A 23024-nucleotide genomic window follows, 5' to 3' on the forward strand; every position below is an offset into this window, starting at 1 on the left:
CGGTGTGATCGATCAGATACGCGGTGGCGGAAGGTCGAGCTGCGGCTCATGCGCCAATGGCGCGGGCGTCTCCGCAGGCAGGAGCGTCACGGACAGGTCCGCCCGGCTCAGCGAGAATTCCGGCGCAAAGTCCAGCGTGGCCGAGACCATCATCTGCGCATGGGGGCAGGTCTTGTCCTGCATCGGCCCCGCATCGTGATGGCTGTCGGGACAGGCCGAACAGTCGCTCACGGCGACGGTCTCCATCGCATCCATCGCACGCGCATGGGTCATCGCAGCGGCAGGTGCGCCCAACTGCGAAAGACCGATCAAACAGACCAGCCCGATGATGACGATATGCAGCGCTTTGCGCATGGCTCTCCCGGTTCTCCCTGCCCTCTATCTGGTGGGCTCTGGCGCGGCTGTCAATTCCCGCGCTGCCCCATCAGGTCATCGAGGATCGCACAATCGGGGGCATCGTCGCCATGACATTGCGCGATCAGACGTTGGAGTTGCGCCTCCAATGCACTGAGAGAGGCGATCTTCTCGCGCACCGCTTCGAGGTTTTGCTGCGCCAGCGCACGCACATCCCGGCTGGCCCGCCCCTCATCTGCGCTCAAGCTGAGCAGGCGGCGACATTCCTCAAGCGAGAACCCCAGATGGCGCGCCTGCGCCAGAAGCCGCAACTGCTCCACGCAAGCCTCGGAGAAATCGCGATAGCCATTCGCGCGCCGGTCGGGCGTGACGAGGCCGATCTCCTCGTAATAGCGGATCGTCTTGACCGGCAGCCCGGTCTGCGTCGCGGCGGTTCCGATATTCATCTGCATAGGCCTCCTGTGCCTAATATAAACCTTCCAGTGACTGGAAGCAAAAGTCACGCTCACGTGAGGGCCGCCGGAACATAGGGACGCGGGACCGGGTTTGGGAAAAAGATCGGTTATACTCTTGACCCTCCAGCAGCTGGAAGCCCTATCTGATCGGGCGAAGTTGCCGAAAGGATGAACGGATGACATCGCAGCACGCCCACCACGAGACCCACGACACGCAGGAAACGACGGACGCGATCACGCGTGACCCAGTCTGCGGAATGACGGTCGACCCGAATGCCGACAAGCCCAGTGCCGAGCATGACGGCCATCTCTACCACTTCTGTTCGCAAGGCTGTCACGACAAGTTCGTGGCCAAGCCGAATGACTACATCAAGGCCACCGATCCGGTCTGCGGGATGTCGGTCGAACGCGCGACCGCGAAATATATGGCCAAGCTCGACGGCGAGCGGTTCTATTTCTGCTCCGAAGGCTGTCAGCACAAGTTCGAGGCCCGGCCCGAGGATTATCTGGGCGCACGTCCTTCCGCCAAGGCGATGCCCGAGGGCACGCAATATACCTGCCCGATGCATCCCGAGATCGTCGAGGACAAGCCCGGCGACTGCCCGAAATGCGGCATGGCGCTGGAGCCAATGAGCCCCAGTGCCGATAGCGGCCCGAACCCCGAACTCGTGGATTTCCGGCGCAGGCTCTGGATCATGGGGCCACTGGCGGCTGCGGTCTTCGTGCTGGAAATGGGCGCGCATATCGGGCTGCCCTTCGCCGAGTGGATCGGGCCGAAAGCCTTCCTCTGGCTGCAATTCGCGCTGGCGACGCCGGTGCTGTGGTTCGCACGGCCCTTCTTCGTGCGCGGCTGGAAATCGGTGGTGAATGTTTCGCCCAACATGTGGACGCTGATCGCACTGGGCACGCTCGCGGCCTATCTGTTCTCGCTCGCGGGGCTTCTGGTGCCGGGTATCTTTCCCGCCGAAATGCTCAATGAGCACGGCCTGCCGCCGGTCTATTTCGAGGCCTCGGCGGTGATCCTCGTGCTGGTGCTGGTCGGGCAGATCATGGAGCTTACGGCACGCGAGAAGACCGGCGATGCGATCCGCGCGCTGATGGACCTCGCGCCGAAAACCGCGCGCCGCGTGGGCGAAAACGGCGAGGAAGACGTGCCGCTCGATCAGGTGCAGACGTGCGATAAGCTGCGCGTGCGCCCGGGCGAGACCGTGCCGGTGGACGGCGTGGTCACGGAAGGTTCCTCTGCCATCGACGAGAGCATGATCACCGGCGAGCCGGTCCCGGTGGAGAAAACCCGGGGCGACGCGGTCACCGGCGGCACGCTGAACAAGCAGGGCAGCTTCGTGATGGAAGCGCAGGCCGTGGGTTCGGAAACCACGCTTTCGCGCATCGTCGAGATGGTCGGCAAGGCGCAACGCTCGCGCGCGCCGATCCAAGGGCTGGCCGATCGCGTCGCGCTTTACTTCGTGCCCGCCGTGGTGGCCTGTTCGATCCTCGCCTTCATCGCATGGCTCGCCTTTGGCCCCTCGCCCGCACTGGGCTATGCGACCGTGGCCGCCGTCTCCGTCCTGATCATCGCCTGCCCCTGCGCGCTGGGTCTCGCCACGCCGATGTCGGTGATGGTCGGCACCGGGCGCGGTGCCAGCGCAGGCGTGCTGATCCGCGACGCCGAGGCGCTGGAACGCTTCGCCAAGGTCGACACGCTGATCGTCGACAAGACCGGCACCCTGACCGAGGGCAAGCCCGCGCTGACCGATGTGATCGCGGACGGGGCCTCCGAGGACGAGGTCAAATCCCTCGCCGCCGCATTGGAGCGCGGATCGGAACACCCGCTGGCCGAGGCCATCGTGCAAGGGGCGGAAGATGCGCCCAAACTCGAGGCCAAAGACTTCGAGGCCGTGACCGGCAAGGGCGTCACGGGGCGCGTCGACGGTGCGCAGATCGCGCTCGGCAACGCCGCCCTGATGGAGCAGATCGGCGCGGATACCTCCACTCAGTCCGAGACGGTCGAGCGTCTGCAATCGGACGGCAAAACCGCGATGTACCTAGCCCGCGACGGCAAGGTGATCGGGGTGATCGCGGTGGCCGACCGGATCAAGGAGACCACGGCGGACGCCATTCGCGCGCTCCACGAGGAAGGCCTGCGGATCGTCATGGCCACCGGCGACAGCGAGGGCACCGCGCGGGCCGTCGCGCGCGAGCTGGGCATCGACGAGGTTCATGCCGAGGTCTCGCCCGAGGACAAGGCCGCGCTGGTCGAGGAACTGCGCAAGGACGGCGCCTCCATCGCGATGGCGGGCGATGGGGTGAACGACGCGCCTGCGCTCGCCGCTGCCGATGTCGGCATCGCCATGGGCACCGGTGCGGATGTCGCAGTCGAAAGCGCCGGGCTCACGCTGGTCAAGGGCGACCTGACCGGCATCGTCCGCGCGCGTCGCCTCGCCGAGGGCGTGATGCGCAACATTCGCCAGAACCTGTTCTTCGCTTTCGCCTATAACACCGCGGGCGTGCCGATCGCAGCGGGTGTGCTCTACCCCGTCTTCGGCGTGCTGCTCTCGCCAGTGATCGCGGCGCTCGCGATGAGCTTCTCGTCGGTGTCGGTGATCGGGAACGCCTTGCGCTTGCGGAGGCTGAAGCTGTGACATCGGCGCGCAAAGATGACAGAGTTACGCAAAACTCCGGAGGACTCATGACACGTTTTCTTAGCATTCTCGCCCTCTTGGCGTTGCCCACCGTCAGCTACGCGCACGGAGATGGCAGCGCGGATGGGAGCGCGCATGACATGATGTCGGGCGATCACATGATGATGGACGACGCGGACATGGGCGACCATGAGCATATGGGCGACAACGAGGACATGCCCGCACATGACGACCACATGATGTCCGACGACGCCCATGCCGACGGGCAGATGCCAATGACCTCGACCGCGCAGATGCCCGGAATGCAATCCGAGGACACGGGCGCGATCACCGAGCCGGGCCAAAGCGCCTTCGCGGCCATTCAGGAGATCGTGGCGCATCTGCTCGCCGATCCCGATACGGATTGGAACCGCGTCAATATCGAGGGTCTGCGCCAGCATCTGATCGACATGAACAATGTCACCCTGCGCGCCAAGGTCAAAGAGGACGACATCGAAGGTGGCGCGCGCTTCGAGGCGACTTCCGACGACCCTGAGGTTACCGCGTCCATTCGTGCGATGGTGCCCGCCCATGTCGCGACGATGAACGGGGTCGAGGGCTGGAAGATGAGCGCCGAGGAAATCTCCGGCGGCAGCGTCCTCACCGTGACCGGGGCAGATGCGCAGAAGATCCGCGCGCTCGGTTTCATCGGCATCCTGACCGTGGGCGCGCACCATCAGCCGCACCATCTGGCGATGGCGAAGGGCGAGATGATGATGGGGCATTGAGGTCCCGATGTGCCTCGAAGAACTTCATTCGCGAAGGGGCGAAATGCAGGGGCTCGCCGGTGAAACTCGGCGGCTCCGACCTTCCGTTTGCGCTTTGGGTTGTGACAGCTTCGGCGTCAGAAATCGGCGAGCAGCGTCGCTTTTCCGGCTTTCCCCACGTCCCGAGATTGCAGCTCCGCCGTGCCGCCAAGGCGCGCGACACGCTTGTCGTGACGGATCAGGATGATCGCCGGGTTGCCGATCGCTTCCGCCCGGATCGTCGCGGCGAGCGCGCCAAGCTGGCAGGTCGCGATCCTCTGACGGTCGGTCGAAATGTCCGAGACGATCTCGACCTCGGAGACAGCCGGGACACCCGCCGCGATAAGGTTCGCCTCGATCACGGGCGCCTGCCGCACGCCCATATAAAGCGCGAGCGTCGTGCCCGGGCGTGTGGATGCCCCCCAATCGGGCGTGTCGTCGCCCGCGCGACACATGCCGGTAGCGAAGACCACGCGGTCGGTGGCGCCGCGTTCCGTCAGCGACCTGCCGAGGGCCGCCCCTGCCGCGGAAGCCGCGGTGACCCCGGGCACGATCTCGACCGGGATACCGTTCGCGCGCGCGGCGGCGAGTTCTTCGGTAGCGCGTCCAAACATGCACGGATCGCCGCTTTTCAGCCGCACGACCCGTTTTCCCTGCAGCGCCGCCACCACGATTACCGCGTCGATCCGTTCCTGCGGCCAGGCGCAAGCGCCGACGGCCTTTCCGACATAGACGAGCTCGGCATCCCTGCGCGCCAGCTCTAGAACCTCCGGATCGACGAGGCGATCGTAGAAGACGATATCGGCTTGGATCAAACGCTGAGCCGCCCGAAGCGTCAGCAGATCCCGCGCACCGGGGCCCGCGCCGACGAGTGCGATCGCGCCCGGTTTCGCGCGACCGGGGGCGGGACGGGTCGGGGCCGCCGCCTTGGGCGAGACGCCTGCCAGAGCCAGTCGCCAGTCGTGGAAAACCTCGCTCACGAAGGCCAGAATCCCCGGCTTGCGGGCGCGAAGCGCGGCGTCGCTCGGAGAAAAGGGGGATGCAGCGGAGAGCTTCATGATCATCTTCCTTTCAAGCGGCGCGCGCTCTGTGTCGGCGTACCCAGAGATCGGCGGCGCGCGCGCCGGGCTGTGCGATTCCGGCGGTGTCGAGCGCCAGCTCTGCCGTGCCGAGAACGATTTCGGTCGCAAAGGGATCGTCGATCTCGCCCGACCAGAGGCGGCCCAGATCGGCGGGATCGGGGGCCGCATCGGCGAGGCGGCGGGTCACGTCGAGGCGCTCGGGCGCTTGCGCCGTCCAGGCTTGCCCCGACCGCAGCCCAAAGAGTGCGATGTCCTTACCCGGATGGCGCTCGAACTCGCCGCCACCACCCTTGATTACCGTCATCGCCTCCAGCCCAAGCAGCGCGCAGGCATCGGATTGCAGCTCGCGGTAAGGCGGATGGAACACGCCTTGCACCGAGCCCCCCGCGCCGCCCGGATTGAGAACGCGCAGCACGGTATTGATCGCCGAGCGCAGCCCCAGAACTTCGCGCAGACGCAGCAGATCGAGCGCGCGCGGAGCGAAATTCTCGAGCGGCAGATAGGCGATCTTGTCGCGTTCCAGTAGCGCGGCGGCGTCCTGCATGTCCTGCGCCACTGCGATCCCGGCACCTGCGAGCGCATCGCGCACCGAGGCCACGGGCGATTGATGAGAGTTCCAGCCGTGGAGCAGAACCGGCTCCCCCGCCATCGCGACCAGCCGCGCGGACAGCAGAAACCACGGCAAGCCCCGCGAACGCCCCGCCGCATAGCTCGGCCAGTCGAGCGCGGGCGCGGGGCCGGTCCAATCCGGCAGGGTCTCACGGATCGCTTCGGCGAAACCGGCGATCTCGGCGGCGCTTTCACCGCGATAGCGCATCAGCATCAAAAGCGCGCCGACGGCTTCGGGGGCCGCCTCGCCGCGCAAGATCTGGCCCATCGCGTCGCGGGCCTCGTCGCGCGTCAGCGACCGTGCCCGGCCCGGACCGCGGCCCATCGCGTGGATATAGGGGGCGAGACTCATTCGGCGGCCTCGCGGGGTTGGGCGCTCGCCAGCAGCGCCGCGAGTTCCGGTCGGCAGGAGCCGCAATTCGTGCCCGCTTGCAGGGCCGTGCCGATCGCCTCGACCGAGGCCAGCCCCTGATCGGCAATCGCGGCGAGGATCGTGTTCACACCGACATCGAAACAGGCGCAGACGATCGCGCCCGGATCGGGCTGATCGGCACCGGCGCGCCCGGCCAGAAGGCTCGGTTGATCGCTCGCGCCCAGCAGCGCCGCGACATGGCCGCGTGACACCGCGACCGGCTCGGGGGCCGCAAAGAGAACCGCCGAGACGCGGCCTTCGACCATCAGTGCGATCCGCGCGAGCCCCCTGCCCGCGTCGATCATCGTGACCGCCTCGGCCTCGGGTAGAGCGAAGAGGTCGCGCGCGAAAGCCTCCCAATCCGCAGGCGCCTCACGCCCGGCCAGCTCGATCCGCCAGCCGCTCTTGCTGCGCGCCTTCGCCCAGTAACCGGCGCGCGGCGTGATGTCATTCACGCTCACCGCAAAGCCGAACCATGCGGCTTGATAGGGGGCGATCTGGACCGCGCAGCCCTTGCTTTCCGGTTGGCCCGAGACGGGATCGACATGCGCAGCGACCAGCGCGTCGATCCGGCCATCCGAGGCGGCTTGACCCGTCCAATGCATCGGCGCGAAGACCGAGCCGGGCTGCATCCGCGAGCTTTCTAGAACCCTCAGGACGGCGCGACCATTGGCATTCGACACCTCGGCCAACCCCGCCGCGCGCAGCCCCAGCCTCAGGGCATCCGCAGGGTGAATTTCCAGATAGGGCTCGGCCATGTGCAGGCTCAGGCGCGGCGATTTCGCGGTACGCGTCATCGTGTGCCAGTGATCGCGCACGCGGCCCGTGTTGAAACGGAAAGGCGTCTGCGGGCTCAGCGCGGTTTTCGGCGCGCGGGGCGTGATCGGCAGCATCCGCCCCTTGCGGTCGGGCGTGAAGAACCCGCCATCGGCGAAGAACCGGCCGCCTTTTTTCATAGGCCCTTGCGGCCATCTGAATGGCGCGAGCGCCTCATACTCGGCGTCCGAGATCGTCTTGTAATCGGAGATGTCGAAATCCCGTCCCAGCCGTCCCGCAACCTCCGACAGCGCCGCATACTCGCGAAAGATCGCCGCCGGGCCGTCATAGGCGAACTCCTCTGCCCATCCCATTTTCGCAGCAATATCGCAGATGATCTTCCAATCGTGGCGCGCCTGACCCGGCGCGGGCAGCACAGGACGCTGACGCGAGATGCAGCGCTCGGAATTGGTGACGGTGCCGTCTTTCTCACCCCAGCCGGTGGCGGGCAGGATCACATCGGCCAGCTTCGCGGTATCGGTGTCGGCGGTGATATCCGAGACCACCACGAAATCGCAGCCCGCGATGGCGTCGCGCACGCGGTCGGCCTCGGGCATCGAGACGGCGGGGTTGGTGCAGATAATCCAGAGCGCCTTGATCCGGCCCTCCTCGACCGCGCGGAACATGTCGACCGCTTTCAGGCCCGGACCCGGCGCCATCGCCGGGCTTACCCAGAAGCCCTGCACCGCGTCGCGATGATCTGCGTTTTCGATATCGAGGTGACAGGCAAGCATATTCGCCAGACCGCCCACCTCGCGCCCGCCCATCGCATTGGGCTGACCCGTGACCGAGAACGGCCCCGCGCCGGGCTTGCCGATGCGGCCCATGGCGAGGTGGCAGTTGATGATCGCGTTGACCTTGTCGGTGCCGGAGCTGGATTGGTTCACGCCCTGGGAATAGATCGTGACGACGCGCTCGGAGCCGATCCAGAGCCGCGTGAACTCGGCCAGATCGGCGGCGCTGAGACCGGTCGCGGACGGATCAGACGCCTGCGCCGCCACGAGCGCATCCTCAAACCCGCTGACATGGGCCGCGACATAAGCCCGATCGACCGCGCCCCGCGCGGCGATCTCGGCCAGCAGCGCGTTGAACAGTGCCGCATCCGCCCCCGGCGCCACGGCCAGATGCAGATCGGCGATATCGCAGGTTGCGGTGCGGCGCGGATCGACGACCACGACGCGCATTTCGGGCCGCGCCTTCTTTGCAGCCGCGATACGTTGATACAGCACCGGATGGCACCAAGCGAGGTTCGAGCCCACGAGCACGATGACGTCGGCCTCGTCGAAATCTTCATATTGGCCGGGCACGGTGTCGGTGCCGAAGGCGCGCTTGTGCCCCGCCACCGACGAGGCCATGCAGAGCCGCGAATTCGTGTCGATATTGCCCGAACCGATGAAGCCCTTCATCAGCTTGTTGGCGACATAGTAATCCTCGGTCAGAAGCTGACCCGAGACGTAGAAAGCCACGCTGTCCGGACCGTGTTCGGCGATGCTCGTGCGGAACTTCTCTGCCACCAGATCGAGCGCCGCGTCCCACTCCGTCTCCTGCCCTTTCACGACCGGAGCCAGCAGCCGCCCCTCCAGATCGACCGTCTCGCCCAGAGCCGAGCCTTTCGAGCACAGCTTGCCGGCATTGGCGGGATGGGCCTTGTCGCCCCGGATCTCCATCCCGCCCGCGCCGTCGGGCGAAGCGAGAACGCCACAGCCGACGCCGCAATAGGGGCAAGTGGTGCAAATTGTCGGAGCAGCGCGCGTCATCGTTCCACTCCGGTCAGGCGGCGCTTTGCGCGGCAAGCTTGCTTGCGTCGATCAGCAAACGCCCCGCTTCGACGCGCAGATCATAGGTCGGCACCTGCCCCTCGTCCGCGCCCTGCGCTTCACCCGTCTCGAGGCTGAACACCCAGTTATGCAGCGGGCAGGTCACCTTGTGGCCATGCACGATCCCCTCCGAGAGCGGGCCGCCCTTGTGCGGGCAACGATCCGAGAGGGCGAAGACGGCATCATCGGCGGTGCGGAACACCGCGACGCAGCCCATTTTGGTCTTGATGACCCGCGCGCCCTGCACCGGAATGTCTTCGAGGGCTCCGATATCGATCCAGCTCATTCCGCAGCCTCCTTCGTGAGATCGGCGAGCGGGCTCCAGGCGCGCTCATATTGAGGGGTCGCGCGTTCGGCCCAGGGGTCTTTCTGGTAGACGGATTGCGAGATATCGAAGCGCTCGATCAGCGCCGCGCGATTGTCGAGATCGTCCACAACCTGCGCGATGATCCACTCCAACCCGCCGGTCTTGGCGATCCATTTATAGGGCCGGTCGAGGTAATTCGCGCTCTCTCGATAGAGCTGCAGGAAGGCCACCGAGATATCGATCACCTCCTGTTCAGTCGCGACCTTGGCCAGCGGCTCGGTCTCTTTCAGCTCCATCCCGGCCGCGCCGCCGACACTGATCTCGAAGCCCGAGTCGACGCAGACGACGCCCAGATCCTTGCAGGTGGCCTCAGCGCAATTGCGCGGGCAACCCGTCACCGCCATCTTGAACTTATGCGGCGTCCACGAGCCCCAGAGCCGCTTCTCCAGCTTGATCCCGAGCCCGGTCGAGTCCTGCGTGCCAAAGCGACACCAATCGGTGCCGACACAGGTCTTCACCGTGCGCAGACCCTTCGTGTAGGCATGGCCCGAGACCATCCCGGCCGCATTCAGATCCGCCCAGATATGCGGCAGATCCTCTTTCTTGATGCCCAGAAGGTCTATGCGCTGACCGCCCGTGACCTTCACCGTCGCGTCGTATTTCTTCGCAGCCTCGGCAATCGCCAGAAGCTCCTCAGGGGTGGTCATCCCGCCCCACATGCGCGGCATCACGCTATAGGTGCCGTCCTTCTGGATATTGGCGTGGTTGCGCTCGTTCACGAAGCGGCTTTGCGGATCGTCGGTATATTCCAGCGGCCAATCGGCCAGCAGGTAGTAGTTCAGCGCCGGGCGGCAGACATGACAGCCATTGGACGTCTTCCAGCCCAGCTCCTGCATCACCGCCGGTTGCGATTTCAGCTCTTTCGCCTTGATCAGGCGGCGCACATCCTCATGCGGGTGATCGGTGCAGGCGCAGATCGGTTTCGCCGTGGGCAGGACGAAATCATCGCCCAACGTGACCGCCAGAACTTGCTCGACCAGCCCCGAACAGGTGCCGCACGACGCGCTGGCTTTGGTGGTGGCCTTGATCGCTTCGAGCGAAGTCGCGCCCGCCTCGATCGCGGCCACGATCTGACCCTTGCATACGCCGTTGCAGCCGCAGATTTCTGCGTCAGCCGGTAAGGCTGCAACGGCCGCCATAGGGTCCACCGAGGCGCCCCCTTGGAAAGCCGGGCCGAAGATTAGCGTCTCGCGCATCTCCGAGATGTCGGTGCCATCCTTGATCAGCCCGTAGAACCAGTTGCCGTCGGCCACATCGCCATACATCACCGCGCCAATGACGCGGTCGCCCTCCAGCACGAGACGCTTGTAGACGCCGCGCGCAGGATCGCGGAAGACGATATCCTCGCGGCCTTCCCCTTCGGCGAAATCGCCCGCCGAGAACAGGTCGCAGCCGGTGACCTTCAGCTTGGTCGAGACCTCGCGGGGGATGTATTCGCTGGCCTCCCCGGTCAGGGTCTGCGCCGCGACCTTCGCCTGATCGTAGAGGGGCGCGACAAGACCGAAGATCTGGCCGTCGAACTCCACGCATTCGCCAAGCGACAGGATATCCGGGTCGGACGTGTGCATCTGCGCATCGACCTGGATACCGCGCCCGGTTTCGAGGCCTGCCTCTTTCGCGAGCGCGACCGAGGGACGGATGCCCACGGCCATGACCAGCAGGTCGCAGGGCAGCTCGGTGCCGTCATCCAGCTTCAGCGCCCGCAGCTTGCCATCTTCACCCAAAATCTCCTTGGAATTCGCCGAACAGCAGACTTCGATCCCGCGATCGGTCAGCGCACGGCGCAGGAGGTAGCCCGCCGCCTCGTCGAGCTGACGCTCCATCAGGTGGCCCATGATATGGACCACGGTCACGTCCATGCCGCGCAGGCGCAGACCCGCCGCGGCCTCGAGCCCAAGCAAACCGCCGCCGATCACCACGGCGCGCGCGCCGGGGCGCGCCGCCTCGATCATCCGGTTGGTGTCATCCAGATCACGATAGGCGATCACGCCGTCCAGATCATGGCCCGGCAGCGGGATGATGAACGGGTTCGAGCCGGTGGCGATGACCAGCTTGTCGTAAGCGACCTCACCCTGCTCGCCGATGACGACCTTGCGGTCGCGGTCGATCCCCACGACCTTCTCGCCGAAGCGGCAGGTCACGCCATGGGTGTCATACCAAGCCTCGTCATGGGTGACGATTTCCGCGTAGCTCTTCTCGCCCGACAGCACCGGGCTGAGCATGATGCGGTTGTAATTGCCCCGCGGCTCCGCGTTGAAAAGGGTGACATCCCATGCGCCGGGCGCGGCTTCGAACAGATGCTCGAGCATCCGACCCGAAGCCATGCCAGCACCGATAACGACCAGTTTCTGCATCTTGGTCACTCCTCAAAGATACCAGGCAACGATATGCGCGATCTCGCCATCGCGATGGATCGGCAGCGCGACCATCGAGCTGTAGCCGGCCGCGATCTGCGCCCCGCCGATCACCAGCGGCAGGCCTGTGCCCAGCACCTTGCCGATCGGGCCCTGCCAGTCCTGCGCCCGCTTGGGGTTCTCCTCGTTCCAAAGCGCGCCTTCGCGCTCGCACAGGCCATCCACCAGAACCGCGCCGCCATCGCGCCCCACGCGGGCCTCGCGGGCATCCCAAATTTCGAAGCGGCGTGCGATCGGTGTGCCGCGGGCCGACAGAAGCGTCGCCACATAGTTCTGATCGCCCGGCACCGGGATCGGCAGGCCGAGGCCCGTGGTCAGCCCGGCCGCGCCCGCGCTTTCCGAGCGGATGAAACGATAGCCCGAGCCCAGATCGCGCATCAGCATCGGGGTCTGCGCGGCCCAGACACCGCCCGGCAGGCCCTGCCCTTTCGGGAAATGCGTATGCTTCGAGACCCATTCGAAATGCTTGGCCGCGCCATAATAGCCGTCGTCGAGCATCAGGAGCCCGTCGCGCTCGGCCCAGACCTCGATCGCACCGGTGGTGGTCTCGTCATCGCCACACAGCACGACCAGAACGGCCTTGAGCGTCTCGCCATCGAAAACCGGCAGCGCCACGGCCGAGGTCAGCCCCGCCTCTTTCGCGGCCTCGGTGCGCTGGAAATAGGAGCCATCGAAGCCCTTCAGGACGACCGGGCGCCCTTCGGCCCAGGCTTTGCCCGGCAGGCCCTCGCCCTTACCGAAACTGGTGCGGACCGAGGCTTCCTCGAACGCCGTGTGCGCGCCGTAATCGCCCGCGGCATGGACCAGACGGTCGCCTTCGGGCACCCAGACTTCGCTGACGCCGATGAAGGCGCGTGCGGGGGTTGCGGTTGCAGTTGCAGCGTCCATCACGCGGCCTCCGATTTCTTGGGCGTGTGGCCCTGTTCATATTCTTCGAGGAAATTCAGAACCTGCTCGCGATAGAGGTAGTAGTCGGGGTGTTCGAGCAGCGCCTTGCGGGTGCGCGGACGCGGCAGATCGACTTCCATCACCTTGCCGATCGTGGCGCGCGGACCGTTGGTCATCATCACCACGCGGTCGGCCAGCAGGATCGCCTCGTCCACATCATGGGTGACGCAGACGGCGGTGACCTTGGTGCGGCTCCACACCTCCATCAGCACTTCCTGCAGCTCCCAGCGGGTGAGGCTGTCGAGCATCCCGAAGGGCTCGTCGAGCAGCAGGAGTTTCGGCGAAAGCGCGAAGGCGCGTGCGATACCCACGCGCTGGCGCATGCCGTTCGACATGTCCGAGGCGGGCTTGTCCATCGCATCGCCCAGACCCACGCGCTCGAGGTAATAGTCGATCACGTCCTGACGCTCGGCGCGGGATGCCTTGGGATAGACCTTGTCCACGCCCACGGCGACGTTTTCGCGCGCCGACAGCCACGGGAACAGAGAGGGCGCCTGAAAGACCACGGCGCGTTCGGGATCGGCGCCCTTCACCTCAAACCCGTCGAGCTTGATGCCGCCCTTCGACACATCGTTGAGCCCCGCGGTCATCGTCAGCACGGTCGATTTCCCGCAGCCCGAATGGCCGATCAGCGAGACGAATTCGCCCTTCTTTAGGGTGAGGTTGAAATCCTCGACGACGGTCAGCGGCCCCTTCGGGGTCGGGTAGATCTTATGTAACTGCGAATACTCCAGATACTTGTCCTCGAGCGCCGAGCGCGCGGCGTCGGACACAGCTTTGGGCAGCGCGTGCAGCGGCGTAACATCGGGCAGCTTGCGCGTGCCTTCGGCCTTGGCCTGCATGCCGACATCCATCAGGTAGTTCGTGACGGCGGCGCGCAGACGCTTGAACCCTTCATCGTGGTTCATCGCACCGCGATCGCGCGGACGCGGGATGGTGACCTTGAACTCCTCGCCCAGCGTGCCATCGGGGTTCAGCGCGATGATACGGTCGGCCAGAACGATCGCCTCGTCGACGTCATTGGTGATCAGCACGCAGGTCTTCTTGTCCTGCTCCCAGATATGCTCGATCTCGTCGGCGAGGTTGCCGCGCGTCAGCGCATCGAGGGCCGAGAGCGGCTCGTCGAGCAGCAGCACTTCGGGGTTCATCGCCAGCGCGCGCGCCACGTTGACCCGTTGGCGCATGCCCCCCGACAGCTCCGCCGGGCGGCGGCTCGCGGCGTGGCTGAGGCCCACCATCTTCACGTAGTGGTCGACCTTTGCCTGACGCTCTTTCTTCGACAGGCCGGGGAAGATCGTTTCGACCGCGAGGGCCACGTTCTGATCCACCGTCAGCCACGGCATCAGCGAGTAGTTCTGAAAGATCACACCGCGCTCGGGACCCGGGCCGGTGACCGGCGCGCCCTTGAACAGCACCTCGCCCTTGGAGGGCCGCTCAAGCCCCGCCATCAGGTTGATGAGGGTGGTCTTGCCGGTGCCGGAGAAGCCCAGCAGCACGAGGAACTCGCCCTCTTTCACGCTCAGGTCGATGCCGTTGAGCACGTCGCTGCGCGCGGTGCCTTCGCCAAAGCTTTTCGAGACGGATTTGAATTCGAGGATGCTCATGAGGATCACCGGTTGTTCGAGAAGGTGAACATCGACTGGATCGCGAACATCAGCCGGTCGAGGATGAAGCCGATGATGCCGATGGTGAACACCGCCACCATGATCCGCGCGAGGCTGTCCGAGGAGCCGTTCTGGAATTCGTCCCAGACGAATTTGCCCAGACCCGGGTTCTGCGCGAGCATTTCCGCTGCGATCAGCACCATCCAGCCCACGCCGAGCGACAGGCGCAGACCGGTGAAGATCAGCGGCAGCGCCGAGGGCAGCACCAGCTTGGTGATCTTGGTCCAGGTGCCCATCTTCAGCACTTTCGAGACGTTCACGAGGTCCTTGTCGATCGACGCCACGCCAAGGGCCGTGTTGATGATCGTGGGCCAGAGCGAGCACAGCGTCACCGTGATCGCCGAGATCAGGAAGGACTTGGAGAACATGCCGTCGCTCGTCGTGTAGACCGCCGAGACGATCATCGTCACGATCGGCAGCCACGCGAGCGGCGAGACCGGCTTGAAGATCTGGATCAGCGGGTTCATCGCGGCATTCGCGGTCTTCGACAGGCCCGCCATGATGCCCAGCGGCACCGCGACGATCGTGCCGAGCGCGAAGCCGAAGAACACCGTCTTGATCGAGGTCCAGATCTGGTCGAGATAGGTCGGCTTGCCGGTGTAGTCGCGCCATTTCACCCGGTCTTCCTTGCCGTCGGCGACCAGCTTGGCGTTGCGCGCGTCCTGTCGCTCGTAGAAGGCGGCGGCCTTGTCGCGCTCGCGCAGGTGATCGGCATAGAGGACTTCGGTCTGCTCCCAGACCTGAGCGGGGCCGGGAATGGCGCCGAGCGAGGTTTGCACCTTCGGCGCGAGCACCGCCCAGACGGCGAGGAAGGCGATGATCGCGACGACCGGCACGCCCAGAAGCTGCCAGATCTCTTTCATCTGGGCCTTGGGATTATCACCGGCCGCGGCGCGCAGAACCGGGGTGACCCAGCTCAGGCCGAGCACCTTGAACCAGCCATCGGCCTTGTTGATGCGGGTGAAGAGACGTTCACGGCGGGCCTCGCGGGCCTGCTGTGCAGTCAGGGCGTCAGGATCGATGGCGGTCATGGCTTGGCGTCCTCGGGTAGGCGTTGGGGTGGTAGGCATGGGGAGGGAAAATGGCGGGCGAGACCGTAAGCCCCGCCCGCAAGTCAGGGGAGTTACCCTTCGACCTTATTGCCGACGACTTTCTGGCCCGATTTCAGACCGATCGGCAGGCTGTCGATATAGGCGTTGGGGGTGCGGCCGTTATACTCGACACCGTCGATGATGTCGGAGGTGGGCTCACGGTAACCATCGGTATCCCAAGGGAAATCAGCCTTGTCCGCGATACCTTCATCGACCAGCATCTGGGCGGCCTGAAGGTAGATATCCGGCTTGTAGACGGACTTGGCGACCTCGTCATACCAGTCGTCGCTCTGGCTCTCGGGGATCTGGCCCCAGCGGCGCATCTGGCTGAGATACCAGACCGCATCCGAGTAGTAGGGATAGGTCGCGTAGTAGCGGAAGAAGACGTTGAAGTCCGGAACGTCGCGCTTGTCGCCCTTCTCATACTCAAAGGTGCCGGTCATCGAGTTCGCGATCACCTCGGCATCCGCACCCACATATTCCGAGCGGGCCAGGATCTCGACCGCCTCGGGGCGGTTGGCGTTGTCGTTCTCATCGAGCCACATCGCGGCACGGATCAGCGCCTTGGTCAGCGCGAGCGTGGTGTTGGGGTTTTCCTCGGCGAATTCCGCGGTGATGCCGAAGACCTTCTCGGGGTTGTTCTTCCAGATCTCGTAGTCGGTGATCACCGGAACGCCGATGCCCTTGAACACGGCCTGCTGGTTCCACGGCTCGCCCACGCAATAGCCGTAGATCGTACCGGCCTCGAGGGTCGCGGGCATCTGCGGCGGGGGCGTCACGGACAGGAGCACATCGGCGCCGATCTGGCCCGACACGTCATCGGGCGAATAGTAGCCCGGCTCCAGACCGCCCGCGGCCAGCCAGTAGCGCAGTTCGTAATTATGGGTCGAGACCGGGAACACCATGCCCATGTTGAAGGGCTTGCCCTCGGCGCGGTAGCTCTCGACGACCGGCTTGAGCGCCGAGGCCGAGATCGGGTGCACGGGCTTGCCCGCGTCATCGACGGGGATGTTCTTCTTCATCTCTGCCCAGACCTCGTTCGACACGGTGATGCCGTTGCCGTTGAGATCCATCGAGAAGGGTGTGATGACATGCGCCTTGGTGCCGAAGCCGATGGTCGCGGCCAGCGGCTGACCGGCCAGCATATGCGCCCCGTCCAGTTCGCCGTCGATCACGCGGTCGAGCAGAACCTTCCAGTTCGCCTGCGGCTCGAGCGTGACGAAGAGGCCCTCATCCTCGAAATAGCCCTTCTCATAGGCCACCGCGAGCGGCGCCATATCGGTGAGCTTGATGAAGCCGAATTTCAGCTCGTCCTTCTCGACATCGAGCATTTCCGCCAGCGCGGGGCTGACAAGGCAGGTGGTGGTGGCAATGGCTGCCAGAAGCTTTTTCATCGTTACGGTCCCTGTTGCATCGTCATGTGCGTCGAAAACGAAAAAGCCGCCCGACCCGAGCGCGCCACTTCCAAGGGAGGAGGAAGATCGGCGATCAGGGTCGAACGGCTTTGTTCGGAGCCTCACAGCGATGCGAGGCGGAATATGTTGGAAATCGAAACGCCCTTGCTTCGATAGGACCAGAAAACGACCTTTGCACCCGCAGCGTCAACAATTGGGTTTCATGCTGCGCCTGCGAAGGGATGATTTTCTGCAGCATGCTTAGAAAATGCTCACGAAACCGTCATCAATTCGCGAAAGGATCAAAAATCCAGCCGTCGAAGAACGCATCGCTCGGCAGAATCACCTGCCCCTGAATGGCCGGGATGGCGCCCGGAGCGGTCAGCGCGCCTTCGATCTTCTCGCGCGCCTCGGGCAGATCCGCCCCCAGATCAGCGAGATTGCGGGTGTAGAGATCGGTCCGGCAGATCGCACGCGCCGAGGCCATCGCCTCCTCGCGCGACAGCCCCAGTCTTGTCGCGAGCCTAGCGGCCACGAGGGCACCCTGCGAGGCCCAGGGGTAGCCCGCCGCGCCGGTCTGGAAGCTCATGTAGCCCGGCACGCTGCGCATCTCGCCCCGCGGCGAAATCACGAGATTGCCGGTCAACGTCCGTTCTATCAGTTCCGGCGGCAAGTCGAGATAGTCGCGCCGGGCAAGCAGCTCGGCCGCCGTCAGAAGGTTGCGCTCATGTCCAAGCCATCGCCCGGCCTGCCACACCGCCCGCATCAACCGCCGCGTCAGCCCCGGCTCGGCTTCGGCCCAGTCGTGGCGCACGGCCAAAACCTTCTCCGGCGCGTTGGCGCGGATCGCCGTGCCGGGCAGCAGCATTTCACCGACCCGGTTCTCCACCGCGATAGAGCCCCAGGGCGCCCCCACGCAGAAAACATCGATCTCGTCCGCCGCCAAGGCCTCCGCCATCAAAGGCGGCGGGACGGTGTGAACGTCGAGATCCTGCGGCGCGCTTAGTCCGATCGCACCCAGCCAGTGATAGAGCAACTCCGCATGCATCGAGAACGGGAACGGCACGCCGATGCGCAAACGTCCCGACGCGCCTGCGATCAGAGCCTCGCCCGCCGCGCGCGCATCCGCGAAATCGAACCCGTAGCCCTGCGCCCGCATTCGATCGGCCAGCGCACGCGACACGCCGATCGAATTGCCGTTATGCGACAGGATCTGCAGGATATCGATGCGCGTGTTGAACCCGCCCAGCCCCAAAGCGGCTGCAATCGGCATCGGGAACAGCATATGCGCCGCCTCGAGCCGCCCCAGCATCAGTTGATCGCGCAAGGTCGACCAGCTCGGCGCGGCATTGAGCGTCAGCGCGAGCCCCTCTTCCTCGGCGAAACCGATCTCGCGCGCGATGATCAGCGGCGCCGCATCGACGAGCGGGATATATCCGACCGAAATCGGCACACCGCTCATGACAGAAGACCCGCGGCCGTCACCAGCGCATGGGCGACATCCGCGACCCGCCTGCCCTGATCCATCGCCGTCCTGCGCAGCAGCGCATAGGCCGCGTCCTCGTCGATCCCGCGCGCCTTCATCAACAGACCCTTTGCGCGGTCGATCACCTTGCGCTCTTCCAGCGCGCGCCGGGTGGTCTCCAGCTCGGTCCGCATCCGCTGCACCATGTTGAACCGCGCAATCGCGGCATCCATGATCGGCTTGATGCGATCCGCGCGCAGCCCATCGACCACATAGGCGGAGACGCCCGCATCGATCGCGGCCTTCGTCGCCCCGTCATCCGAGCGATCGACGAACATCGCCACCGGACGCTCCAGCGGCCCCGAAGCCAGCGTCAGCTCTTCGAGCATGTCGCGCGACGGGCTTGCCATATCGACGAGCACAATATCGGGATTGATTTCGGAAATCCGCCGCGCGAGACCGGTCGTCTCGGGGATCACGGTGATCTCAAAGGAGCCCGCTTCGCGCAGACTGTCCTCGATGAGCCCCGCGCGCTCCGGGTCTGTTTCAATCACAATGATGGATAGGGCTTCGGGCATCGATCACATTCGTTTTCCGGTACGACCGGCATAGAGCCGGCAGCCAAACATGCGAAGCGCGGACCTATATTGGACAAGCTCCAAATCACGGCTGACGGATTGGCGGCCAGCTTTTGTGCGTCATGCCTGAATTTTGTGCGGTCCGTGGCGAATGCCGGTCACTCCAATAACGTGAGCCCCCGCGCGGCCCGATGGCCTTCGAAGTCGGGCCGTCGCGATCAGGACGCTCCTAGGCGACCTCCCACAAAGGGCTCCGGCTGACCCGCCTTTCGAAAAAGCGAAGCGGCAGAAGTTTCCCCCTGCCGCTCCACGTCCCGGCACGTCGTGTGGCGAGCATCGGCCGGTTCGCGTGGAACCTCACATCGCTCAGCCTTCATACCGGGAATTCCGGTCCTGATCTTCGGGAAGGACTATTTCTGGGCGCTGCGCGACGCTGTGCTTTCCCCGTTCGCAGCTTTCTCTTCGGACAGTGTGCGGAAGAAATGAGGCCAGGCGAGGGCGGCATGGCCCTTGTTGTCCGCGATGTCATTCGTCTGGGGCGTCTTACCCTTGGGCAGTTTTTCGATAGCCATGTTCGGCCCTCCATTTTACCCGCGAGGGATACTCGCGGAATTCCTCTGGATGACCGAAAGCTTCGGTCAGTTCGCTCGTGTCTCGGCGTCGCCTCCAAGGATGAGGCGCGATGCGGCGTCCGTCCGGTCCCGAGCCGTCGGGGCTTTCGGGGGCAGATCACGGAAGACGCCGTCGAAGTCGTGTTTGCGGGGCATAGTCCCGCTCTGGTCGCGAAATCCGGTCTGAAGACCGGCTACGGAACCGCATCAGCTGCTGCCAGATTGCAGGCGGTCTCACGACCGTCGCGTCCGGTTCCGAAGTCTCAGGTAACGGCCTGTCTGTCTTCGCGCAGAGAGAGACCTGCGCGCGCAAGGGCCGAGATGTGGACGAAGATATCCCGTCTGCAGAATAGATCAGCCAAGCTCAGTCATTTCAGTAGGAAGACCGGAGCCGGCAGAGAAGAGAAATTACAGATGAGACGAGCGTAGTCCGGTATACCTAAGTGACCGCGGCGCCTTTTGCAAAGGAAATCAGCAGCGAGCGAACGGCACGCACGGCCAGGGCTTTCCGAGCGCGCAATTTATATCTCGTACAATCAAGCCGTTGCGCGAAAATTCCGGTGCCGAAACGCAATTTCCTCGTAATTTGGGCGCAAATCCCTTATGTCTGCACTCGCATATCTTAATTCTCGGACCCTGTTCCTCCCGGCTCAGCGACGATCTTGAGCTTTGTCGGGCCGCAGCTTTTCAAAGGCGGCAGTAAGGAAAAGGAGCTTCCCATCGGCCCATGGTGCCGTGACGCCGTTCGAGCAGACCAACCCATTCAGCCCTCCTACCGGGATGAACTTGGTCGATACCGCAATTTCTGCCCCTCGCGACCTCGACGAGAGCTTCGCATGTCAGAGGGGCCGGACCGCGATCCGCGCGCATTGACGCTGACGCCTCGCGATCCGCTCGGGATACCAAACCGGCGCGCCCTCGCGCGCAGACCTAATTCACCGCATAGAAACGGCTTAGCCCGCACTATGCCTCCGTGATCGCGCGACCGTTCAAATCGGAGCCGTCACGACCGCTTAGAAAGATACGAACCTTGATCGAAATTTACTGGGGCAAACCCATCTCCCTCGTCGTGTCGCCGGACGGCGACGTCAAAACCTTCAGCACCATCGAACAGGTGCATTACTGGCTGCGCGAGAAATGGCCGGTCACTGATACCGCACAGATCTGTGCAATTGACCGCGTCGAAGCGGCCATGGAATGTCTGGGCACCGTGGGCGACGCGCGCAGCGCATTCCTCGGGGCCGCGACCACCGCCGGCTTTTCACCATTCGAAACGATGGATCACCCGATTGCAGCCTGATCATACAGCACATACGGCGTCTCGCGCGCGACGCGGACGGGCCGGCTCGGTCCCGAGGTTCGAAGGTCTACGCTCGAAACTCTTTGACGGGGCCTTCGGAGTGTGGACGGCACTGCAAGCGCCGATGATCCCGATCCTCGCGCTGGCGCGGCGCCCCCGGCTCGTGCGCGCCGCCGTGCGGGTCTGGACCGGCGGGGTCTTCGCGCTCGCACGCGGGATCCTGCGATTGCGCGTGCGCGAGCAAGGGCTCGAGAACAAGCATCTCGACAGCCCCTGCATCTATGTCTGCAACCACCAATCCACATGGGAGACGCTGGCCTTCAACCAGCTCGTGCCCGATGTCTGCATCATCGCGAAACGCGAATTGCGGCGCATCCCGATTTTCGGCTGGTTCCTCGAACATTCGCCGATGATCCTGATCGACCGCAGCGGCGGCGGGCGTGCCCTCGCCGGGATGATCACCCAGGCGCGCGAAGAGGCTGCCAAAGGCCGCTCGATCCTGATCTTCCCCGAAGGCACGCGGGTCGGCGTGACCGATCGCTGCGAATTCCAGCCGGGCCTGATCGCGCTTTATCGCAAGCTCGGCCTGCCGATTGTACCGGTCGCGCATAACGCGGGCCATGTCTGGCGCAGGGACGTGAAGACCGGTGGCACGATCACCGTCGCCTATTTCCCGGCGATCCCGCCCGGGCTTCCGGGCGCCGAGGTGAGCGCGCAGGTCGAAGAACTTCTCAATGTCGAGAAAGACCGCCTGCCCCCCTGCACTGCTCTGAGCGACAACGCAAAATAGGTGGCGCCCTTTTGGCAGCGGGCCGCCCTCGCCTCTTGTGGTGCGGCCCCGCAAGTCCAATCCCTATCACGCTTCGGCCTTAAGACCGCGACACATCCCAGACATATTGATATCGGTGACACGCGGGCCAATCAGGCATTTCTCAAGCTGCGATGAAGATCTAAGGTCGACATCCTGTTGGCCGCGCTGCCTCCACCGCTATGCATGAAGGTTCTTTCCATGGCCACCAAACCGATGTTGCACCCGCGTAATCAACACCGGGCGGGGTACGACTTTGAGCGTCTGATCGTGCAAACCCCGGAGCTGGAGGCATTTACGACGAGAAACCCGCGCGGACGGATGACGATCGATTTTGCGGACGTGGACGCGGTCCGCATGCTCAACCGGGCGCTCTTGCGGACGCATTACGACATTGAATTCTGGGATATTCCGGCCTCTTACCTATGCCCTCCGATCCCCGGCCGTGTCGATTACATCCACTATCTCGCGGATCTTCTGGCCGAGTGTAACGACCATGAGATCCCGCACGGGCGCGAGATCAAGGCGCTCGACATAGGGACCGGCGCCAGCCTCGTCTACCCGCTGACCGGTCAGCATGAATATGGCTGGGAGTTCACCGGCGTCGATATCGATCCGGTGTCGATCAAGTCGGCAGCGGAGATTTGCGACCGCAACGGTCTGAACATCGAGCTCAGACGCCAGACTGATCCCGAGGACATCTTCGACGGCGTGATCGGTCCCGACGACATCTTCCATGTCACCCTGTGTAATCCGCCGTTTCATGCGTCCGTCGAGCATGCGGACAAAGGCACCCAGCGCAAGTGGCGGAATTTGGGGAAAGGTCACTCGAAGAAACTCAATTTCGGCGGCCAGAATGCCGAACTCTGGTGCCCCGGTGGCGAGATCGGCTTCATCGCCAGAATGATCGAGCAGAGCATGGACGTCGCCGATCAATGCCTGTGGTTTACCTCTCTGGTGTCGAAGAAAGACAACCTGCAGCCAATTTCCAGACTGCTTCGCAAAGCGAGGGTTGCCGAGTCCAGGGTCGTCGAAATGGCGCAGGGGCAGAAGACAAGCCGGTTCATAGCCTGGACCTATTACCCCGAAGCACAGCGATCCCTATAGGGGGATCGGGTTCGCCGGCAGGACGCAAGGGATGGCGCCTGCTCTCGCGCGACGGGCACGTTCGAAACGACTTCGGATCATGTCGCGCTCAGGGCGCATTGCCCGACCGCCGCGGACATTTTGCTGGATCGCCGCCGACGCCAGCGTCCCCCGCGCTCTGCGCGACGACCTGACCGCCCGCGGTCATCCGAAGGAATGGCTGAAGGCGGCAGGATACTGGATTGCCGGACAGGCCGACGGCTCGGCGAAGGACCTGTGAGAGGCGCAGGCCCGCGCGGAGACTTCCGCCGCGGGCCCGAAACCGG

Annotated in this window: 20 protein-coding genes and 1 pseudogene; 6 read left to right on the plus strand and 15 right to left on the minus strand. The window is 64.6% G+C overall.

The features are described from left to right. Positions 1–12 precede the first annotated feature (12 nt). A complete protein-coding gene (locus tag BMI91_RS00465; protein WP_078603606.1) occupies positions 13–354 on the minus strand; it encodes a hypothetical protein in 342 nt (113 codons plus the stop codon). 50 nt (positions 355–404) lie between these two features. Further along, positions 405–800: a MerR family transcriptional regulator gene (locus BMI91_RS00470; RefSeq protein ID WP_078547336.1), complete on the minus strand. Its 396-nt coding sequence runs from the start codon at positions 798–800 to the stop codon at positions 405–407. Positions 801–985: 185 nt separating this feature from the next. On the opposite strand from BMI91_RS00470, the gene BMI91_RS00475 reads away from it, so the two are divergent. Continuing rightward, on the plus strand, positions 986–3451 hold the full coding sequence (locus BMI91_RS00475; RefSeq protein ID WP_078603607.1) for a heavy metal translocating P-type ATPase: 2466 nt from the start codon (positions 986–988) through the stop codon (positions 3449–3451). Between the two features lie 47 nt (positions 3452–3498). Continuing rightward, positions 3499–4218, plus strand: coding sequence for a hypothetical protein (locus tag BMI91_RS00480; protein WP_146683968.1), 720 nt, complete (start codon positions 3499–3501; stop codon positions 4216–4218). 116 nt (positions 4219–4334) lie between these two features. On the opposite strand, the gene cobA is transcribed toward BMI91_RS00480, so the two are convergent. The 13 genes and pseudogenes from cobA to BMI91_RS20310 all read right to left on the minus strand — a co-directional run. After that, complete coding sequence (gene cobA, locus BMI91_RS00485; RefSeq protein WP_244176522.1) at positions 4335–5294, minus strand: uroporphyrinogen-III C-methyltransferase; 960 nt, start codon at positions 5292–5294, stop codon at positions 4335–4337. 13 nt (positions 5295–5307) lie between these two features. Then, positions 5308–6279: a glycosyl transferase family protein gene (locus BMI91_RS00490; RefSeq protein ID WP_078603610.1), complete on the minus strand. Its 972-nt coding sequence runs from the start codon at positions 6277–6279 to the stop codon at positions 5308–5310. Then, a complete protein-coding gene (locus tag BMI91_RS00495) occupies positions 6276–8912 on the minus strand; it encodes a nitrate reductase (RefSeq protein WP_078603611.1) in 2637 nt (878 codons plus the stop codon). Before BMI91_RS00495 ends, BMI91_RS00490 begins: the two co-directional genes overlap by 4 nt. A 13-nt stretch (positions 8913–8925) precedes the next feature. Next, the gene (nirD, locus tag BMI91_RS00500) at positions 8926–9258 is read right to left on the minus strand and encodes a nitrite reductase small subunit NirD (RefSeq protein ID WP_078603612.1); all 333 of its coding nucleotides are present in this window, start codon (positions 9256–9258) and stop codon (positions 8926–8928) included. Next, a complete protein-coding gene (gene nirB / locus BMI91_RS00505; RefSeq protein WP_078603613.1) occupies positions 9255–11693 on the minus strand; it encodes a nitrite reductase large subunit NirB in 2439 nt (812 codons plus the stop codon). The genes nirD and nirB overlap by 4 nt, the downstream gene beginning before the upstream one ends. 12 nt (positions 11694–11705) lie before the next feature. Next, the gene (locus tag BMI91_RS00510) at positions 11706–12641 is read right to left on the minus strand and encodes a GAF domain-containing protein (protein ID WP_078603614.1); all 936 of its coding nucleotides are present in this window, start codon (positions 12639–12641) and stop codon (positions 11706–11708) included. Continuing rightward, positions 12641–14305: an ABC transporter ATP-binding protein gene (locus tag BMI91_RS00515; RefSeq protein WP_078604428.1), complete on the minus strand. Its 1665-nt coding sequence runs from the start codon at positions 14303–14305 to the stop codon at positions 12641–12643. The genes BMI91_RS00510 and BMI91_RS00515 overlap by 1 nt, the downstream gene beginning before the upstream one ends. Before the next feature lie 5 nt (positions 14306–14310). Continuing rightward, complete coding sequence (locus BMI91_RS00520; RefSeq protein WP_078599105.1) at positions 14311–15396, minus strand: ABC transporter permease; 1086 nt, start codon at positions 15394–15396, stop codon at positions 14311–14313. Positions 15397–15488: 92 nt separating this feature from the next. Further along, positions 15489–16850, minus strand: coding sequence for a CmpA/NrtA family ABC transporter substrate-binding protein (locus BMI91_RS00525; protein ID WP_078603615.1), 1362 nt, complete (start codon positions 16848–16850; stop codon positions 15489–15491). 286 nt (positions 16851–17136) lie between these two features. Continuing rightward, a complete protein-coding gene (locus tag BMI91_RS00530; protein ID WP_078599107.1) occupies positions 17137–18312 on the minus strand; it encodes an ABC transporter substrate-binding protein in 1176 nt (391 codons plus the stop codon). Beyond that, entirely contained in the window at positions 18309–18893 is a 585-nt protein-coding gene (locus tag BMI91_RS00535) for an ANTAR domain-containing response regulator (RefSeq protein WP_078519164.1), read from the minus strand. Before BMI91_RS00535 ends, BMI91_RS00530 begins: the two co-directional genes overlap by 4 nt. Before the next feature lie 410 nt (positions 18894–19303). Then, a complete protein-coding gene (locus BMI91_RS19975; protein WP_158522057.1) occupies positions 19304–19465 on the minus strand; it encodes a hypothetical protein in 162 nt (53 codons plus the stop codon). A 305-nt stretch (positions 19466–19770) separates the two neighbouring features. Beyond that, positions 19771–19845, minus strand: a pseudogene (locus BMI91_RS20310) (cold-shock protein); the annotation flags it as partial. A 689-nt stretch (positions 19846–20534) separates the two neighbouring features. Here BMI91_RS20310 and BMI91_RS00540 point away from each other — a divergent pair. The 4 genes from BMI91_RS00540 (at position 20535) to BMI91_RS00555 (ending at position 22978) form a co-directional block, all read left to right on the plus strand. Further along, complete coding sequence (locus BMI91_RS00540) at positions 20535–20804, plus strand: DUF982 domain-containing protein (RefSeq protein ID WP_078547064.1); 270 nt, start codon at positions 20535–20537, stop codon at positions 20802–20804. 100 nt (positions 20805–20904) lie between these two features. Beyond that, positions 20905–21594 carry a lysophospholipid acyltransferase family protein gene (locus BMI91_RS00545; protein WP_208607935.1) on the plus strand — a complete coding sequence of 230 codons (690 nt, stop codon included), beginning with the start codon at positions 20905–20907 and terminating at the stop codon, positions 21592–21594. 219 nt (positions 21595–21813) lie between these two features. After that, positions 21814–22719 (plus strand): 23S rRNA (adenine(1618)-N(6))-methyltransferase RlmF, encoded by a 906-nt coding sequence (gene rlmF, locus BMI91_RS00550; protein ID WP_078603617.1) that lies wholly within the window; start codon positions 21814–21816, stop codon positions 22717–22719. A 79-nt stretch (positions 22720–22798) separates the two neighbouring features. Then, positions 22799–22978, plus strand: coding sequence for an SIP domain-containing protein (locus BMI91_RS00555; RefSeq protein WP_078603618.1), 180 nt, complete (start codon positions 22799–22801; stop codon positions 22976–22978). Positions 22979–23024: the final 46 nt, after the last annotated feature.

The sequence above is a fragment of the Thioclava sediminum genome (genome assembly GCF_002020355.1).
Lineage (GTDB): Bacteria > Pseudomonadota > Alphaproteobacteria > Rhodobacterales > Rhodobacteraceae > Thioclava > Thioclava sediminum.

Coding starts and splice junctions, on each gene's coding strand:
- nirB (WP_078603613.1), bottom strand. CDS start 11,693: ATGCAGAAACTGGTCGTTATCGGTGCTGGCATGGCTTCGGGTCGGATG.
- BMI91_RS00510 (WP_078603614.1), bottom strand. CDS start 12,641: ATGGACGCTGCAACTGCAACCGCAACCCCCGCACGCGCCTTCATCGGC.
- nirD (WP_078603612.1), bottom strand. CDS start 9,258: ATGAGCTGGATCGATATCGGAGCCCTCGAAGACATTCCGGTGCAGGGC.
- BMI91_RS00555 (WP_078603618.1), top strand. CDS start 22,799: ATGTCGCGCTCAGGGCGCATTGCCCGACCGCCGCGGACATTTTGCTGG.
- BMI91_RS00495 (WP_078603611.1), bottom strand. CDS start 8,912: ATGACGCGCGCTGCTCCGACAATTTGCACCACTTGCCCCTATTGCGGC.
- BMI91_RS00520 (WP_078599105.1), bottom strand. CDS start 15,396: ATGACCGCCATCGATCCTGACGCCCTGACTGCACAGCAGGCCCGCGAG.
- rlmF (WP_078603617.1), top strand. CDS start 21,814: ATGGCCACCAAACCGATGTTGCACCCGCGTAATCAACACCGGGCGGGG.
- BMI91_RS00480 (WP_146683968.1), top strand. CDS start 3,499: ATGACACGTTTTCTTAGCATTCTCGCCCTCTTGGCGTTGCCCACCGTC.
- BMI91_RS00530 (WP_078599107.1), bottom strand. CDS start 18,312: ATGAGCGGTGTGCCGATTTCGGTCGGATATATCCCGCTCGTCGATGCG.
- BMI91_RS00490 (WP_078603610.1), bottom strand. CDS start 6,279: ATGAGTCTCGCCCCCTATATCCACGCGATGGGCCGCGGTCCGGGCCGG.
- BMI91_RS00525 (WP_078603615.1), bottom strand. CDS start 16,850: ATGAAAAAGCTTCTGGCAGCCATTGCCACCACCACCTGCCTTGTCAGC.
- BMI91_RS00515 (WP_078604428.1), bottom strand. CDS start 14,305: ATGAGCATCCTCGAATTCAAATCCGTCTCGAAAAGCTTTGGCGAAGGC.
- cobA (WP_244176522.1), bottom strand. CDS start 5,294: ATGAAGCTCTCCGCTGCATCCCCCTTTTCTCCGAGCGACGCCGCGCTT.
- BMI91_RS00465 (WP_078603606.1), bottom strand. CDS start 354: ATGCGCAAAGCGCTGCATATCGTCATCATCGGGCTGGTCTGTTTGATC.
- BMI91_RS00535 (WP_078519164.1), bottom strand. CDS start 18,893: ATGCCCGAAGCCCTATCCATCATTGTGATTGAAACAGACCCGGAGCGC.
- BMI91_RS00475 (WP_078603607.1), top strand. CDS start 986: ATGACATCGCAGCACGCCCACCACGAGACCCACGACACGCAGGAAACG.
- BMI91_RS19975 (WP_158522057.1), bottom strand. CDS start 19,465: ATGGCTATCGAAAAACTGCCCAAGGGTAAGACGCCCCAGACGAATGAC.
- BMI91_RS00470 (WP_078547336.1), bottom strand. CDS start 800: ATGAATATCGGAACCGCCGCGACGCAGACCGGGCTGCCGGTCAAGACG.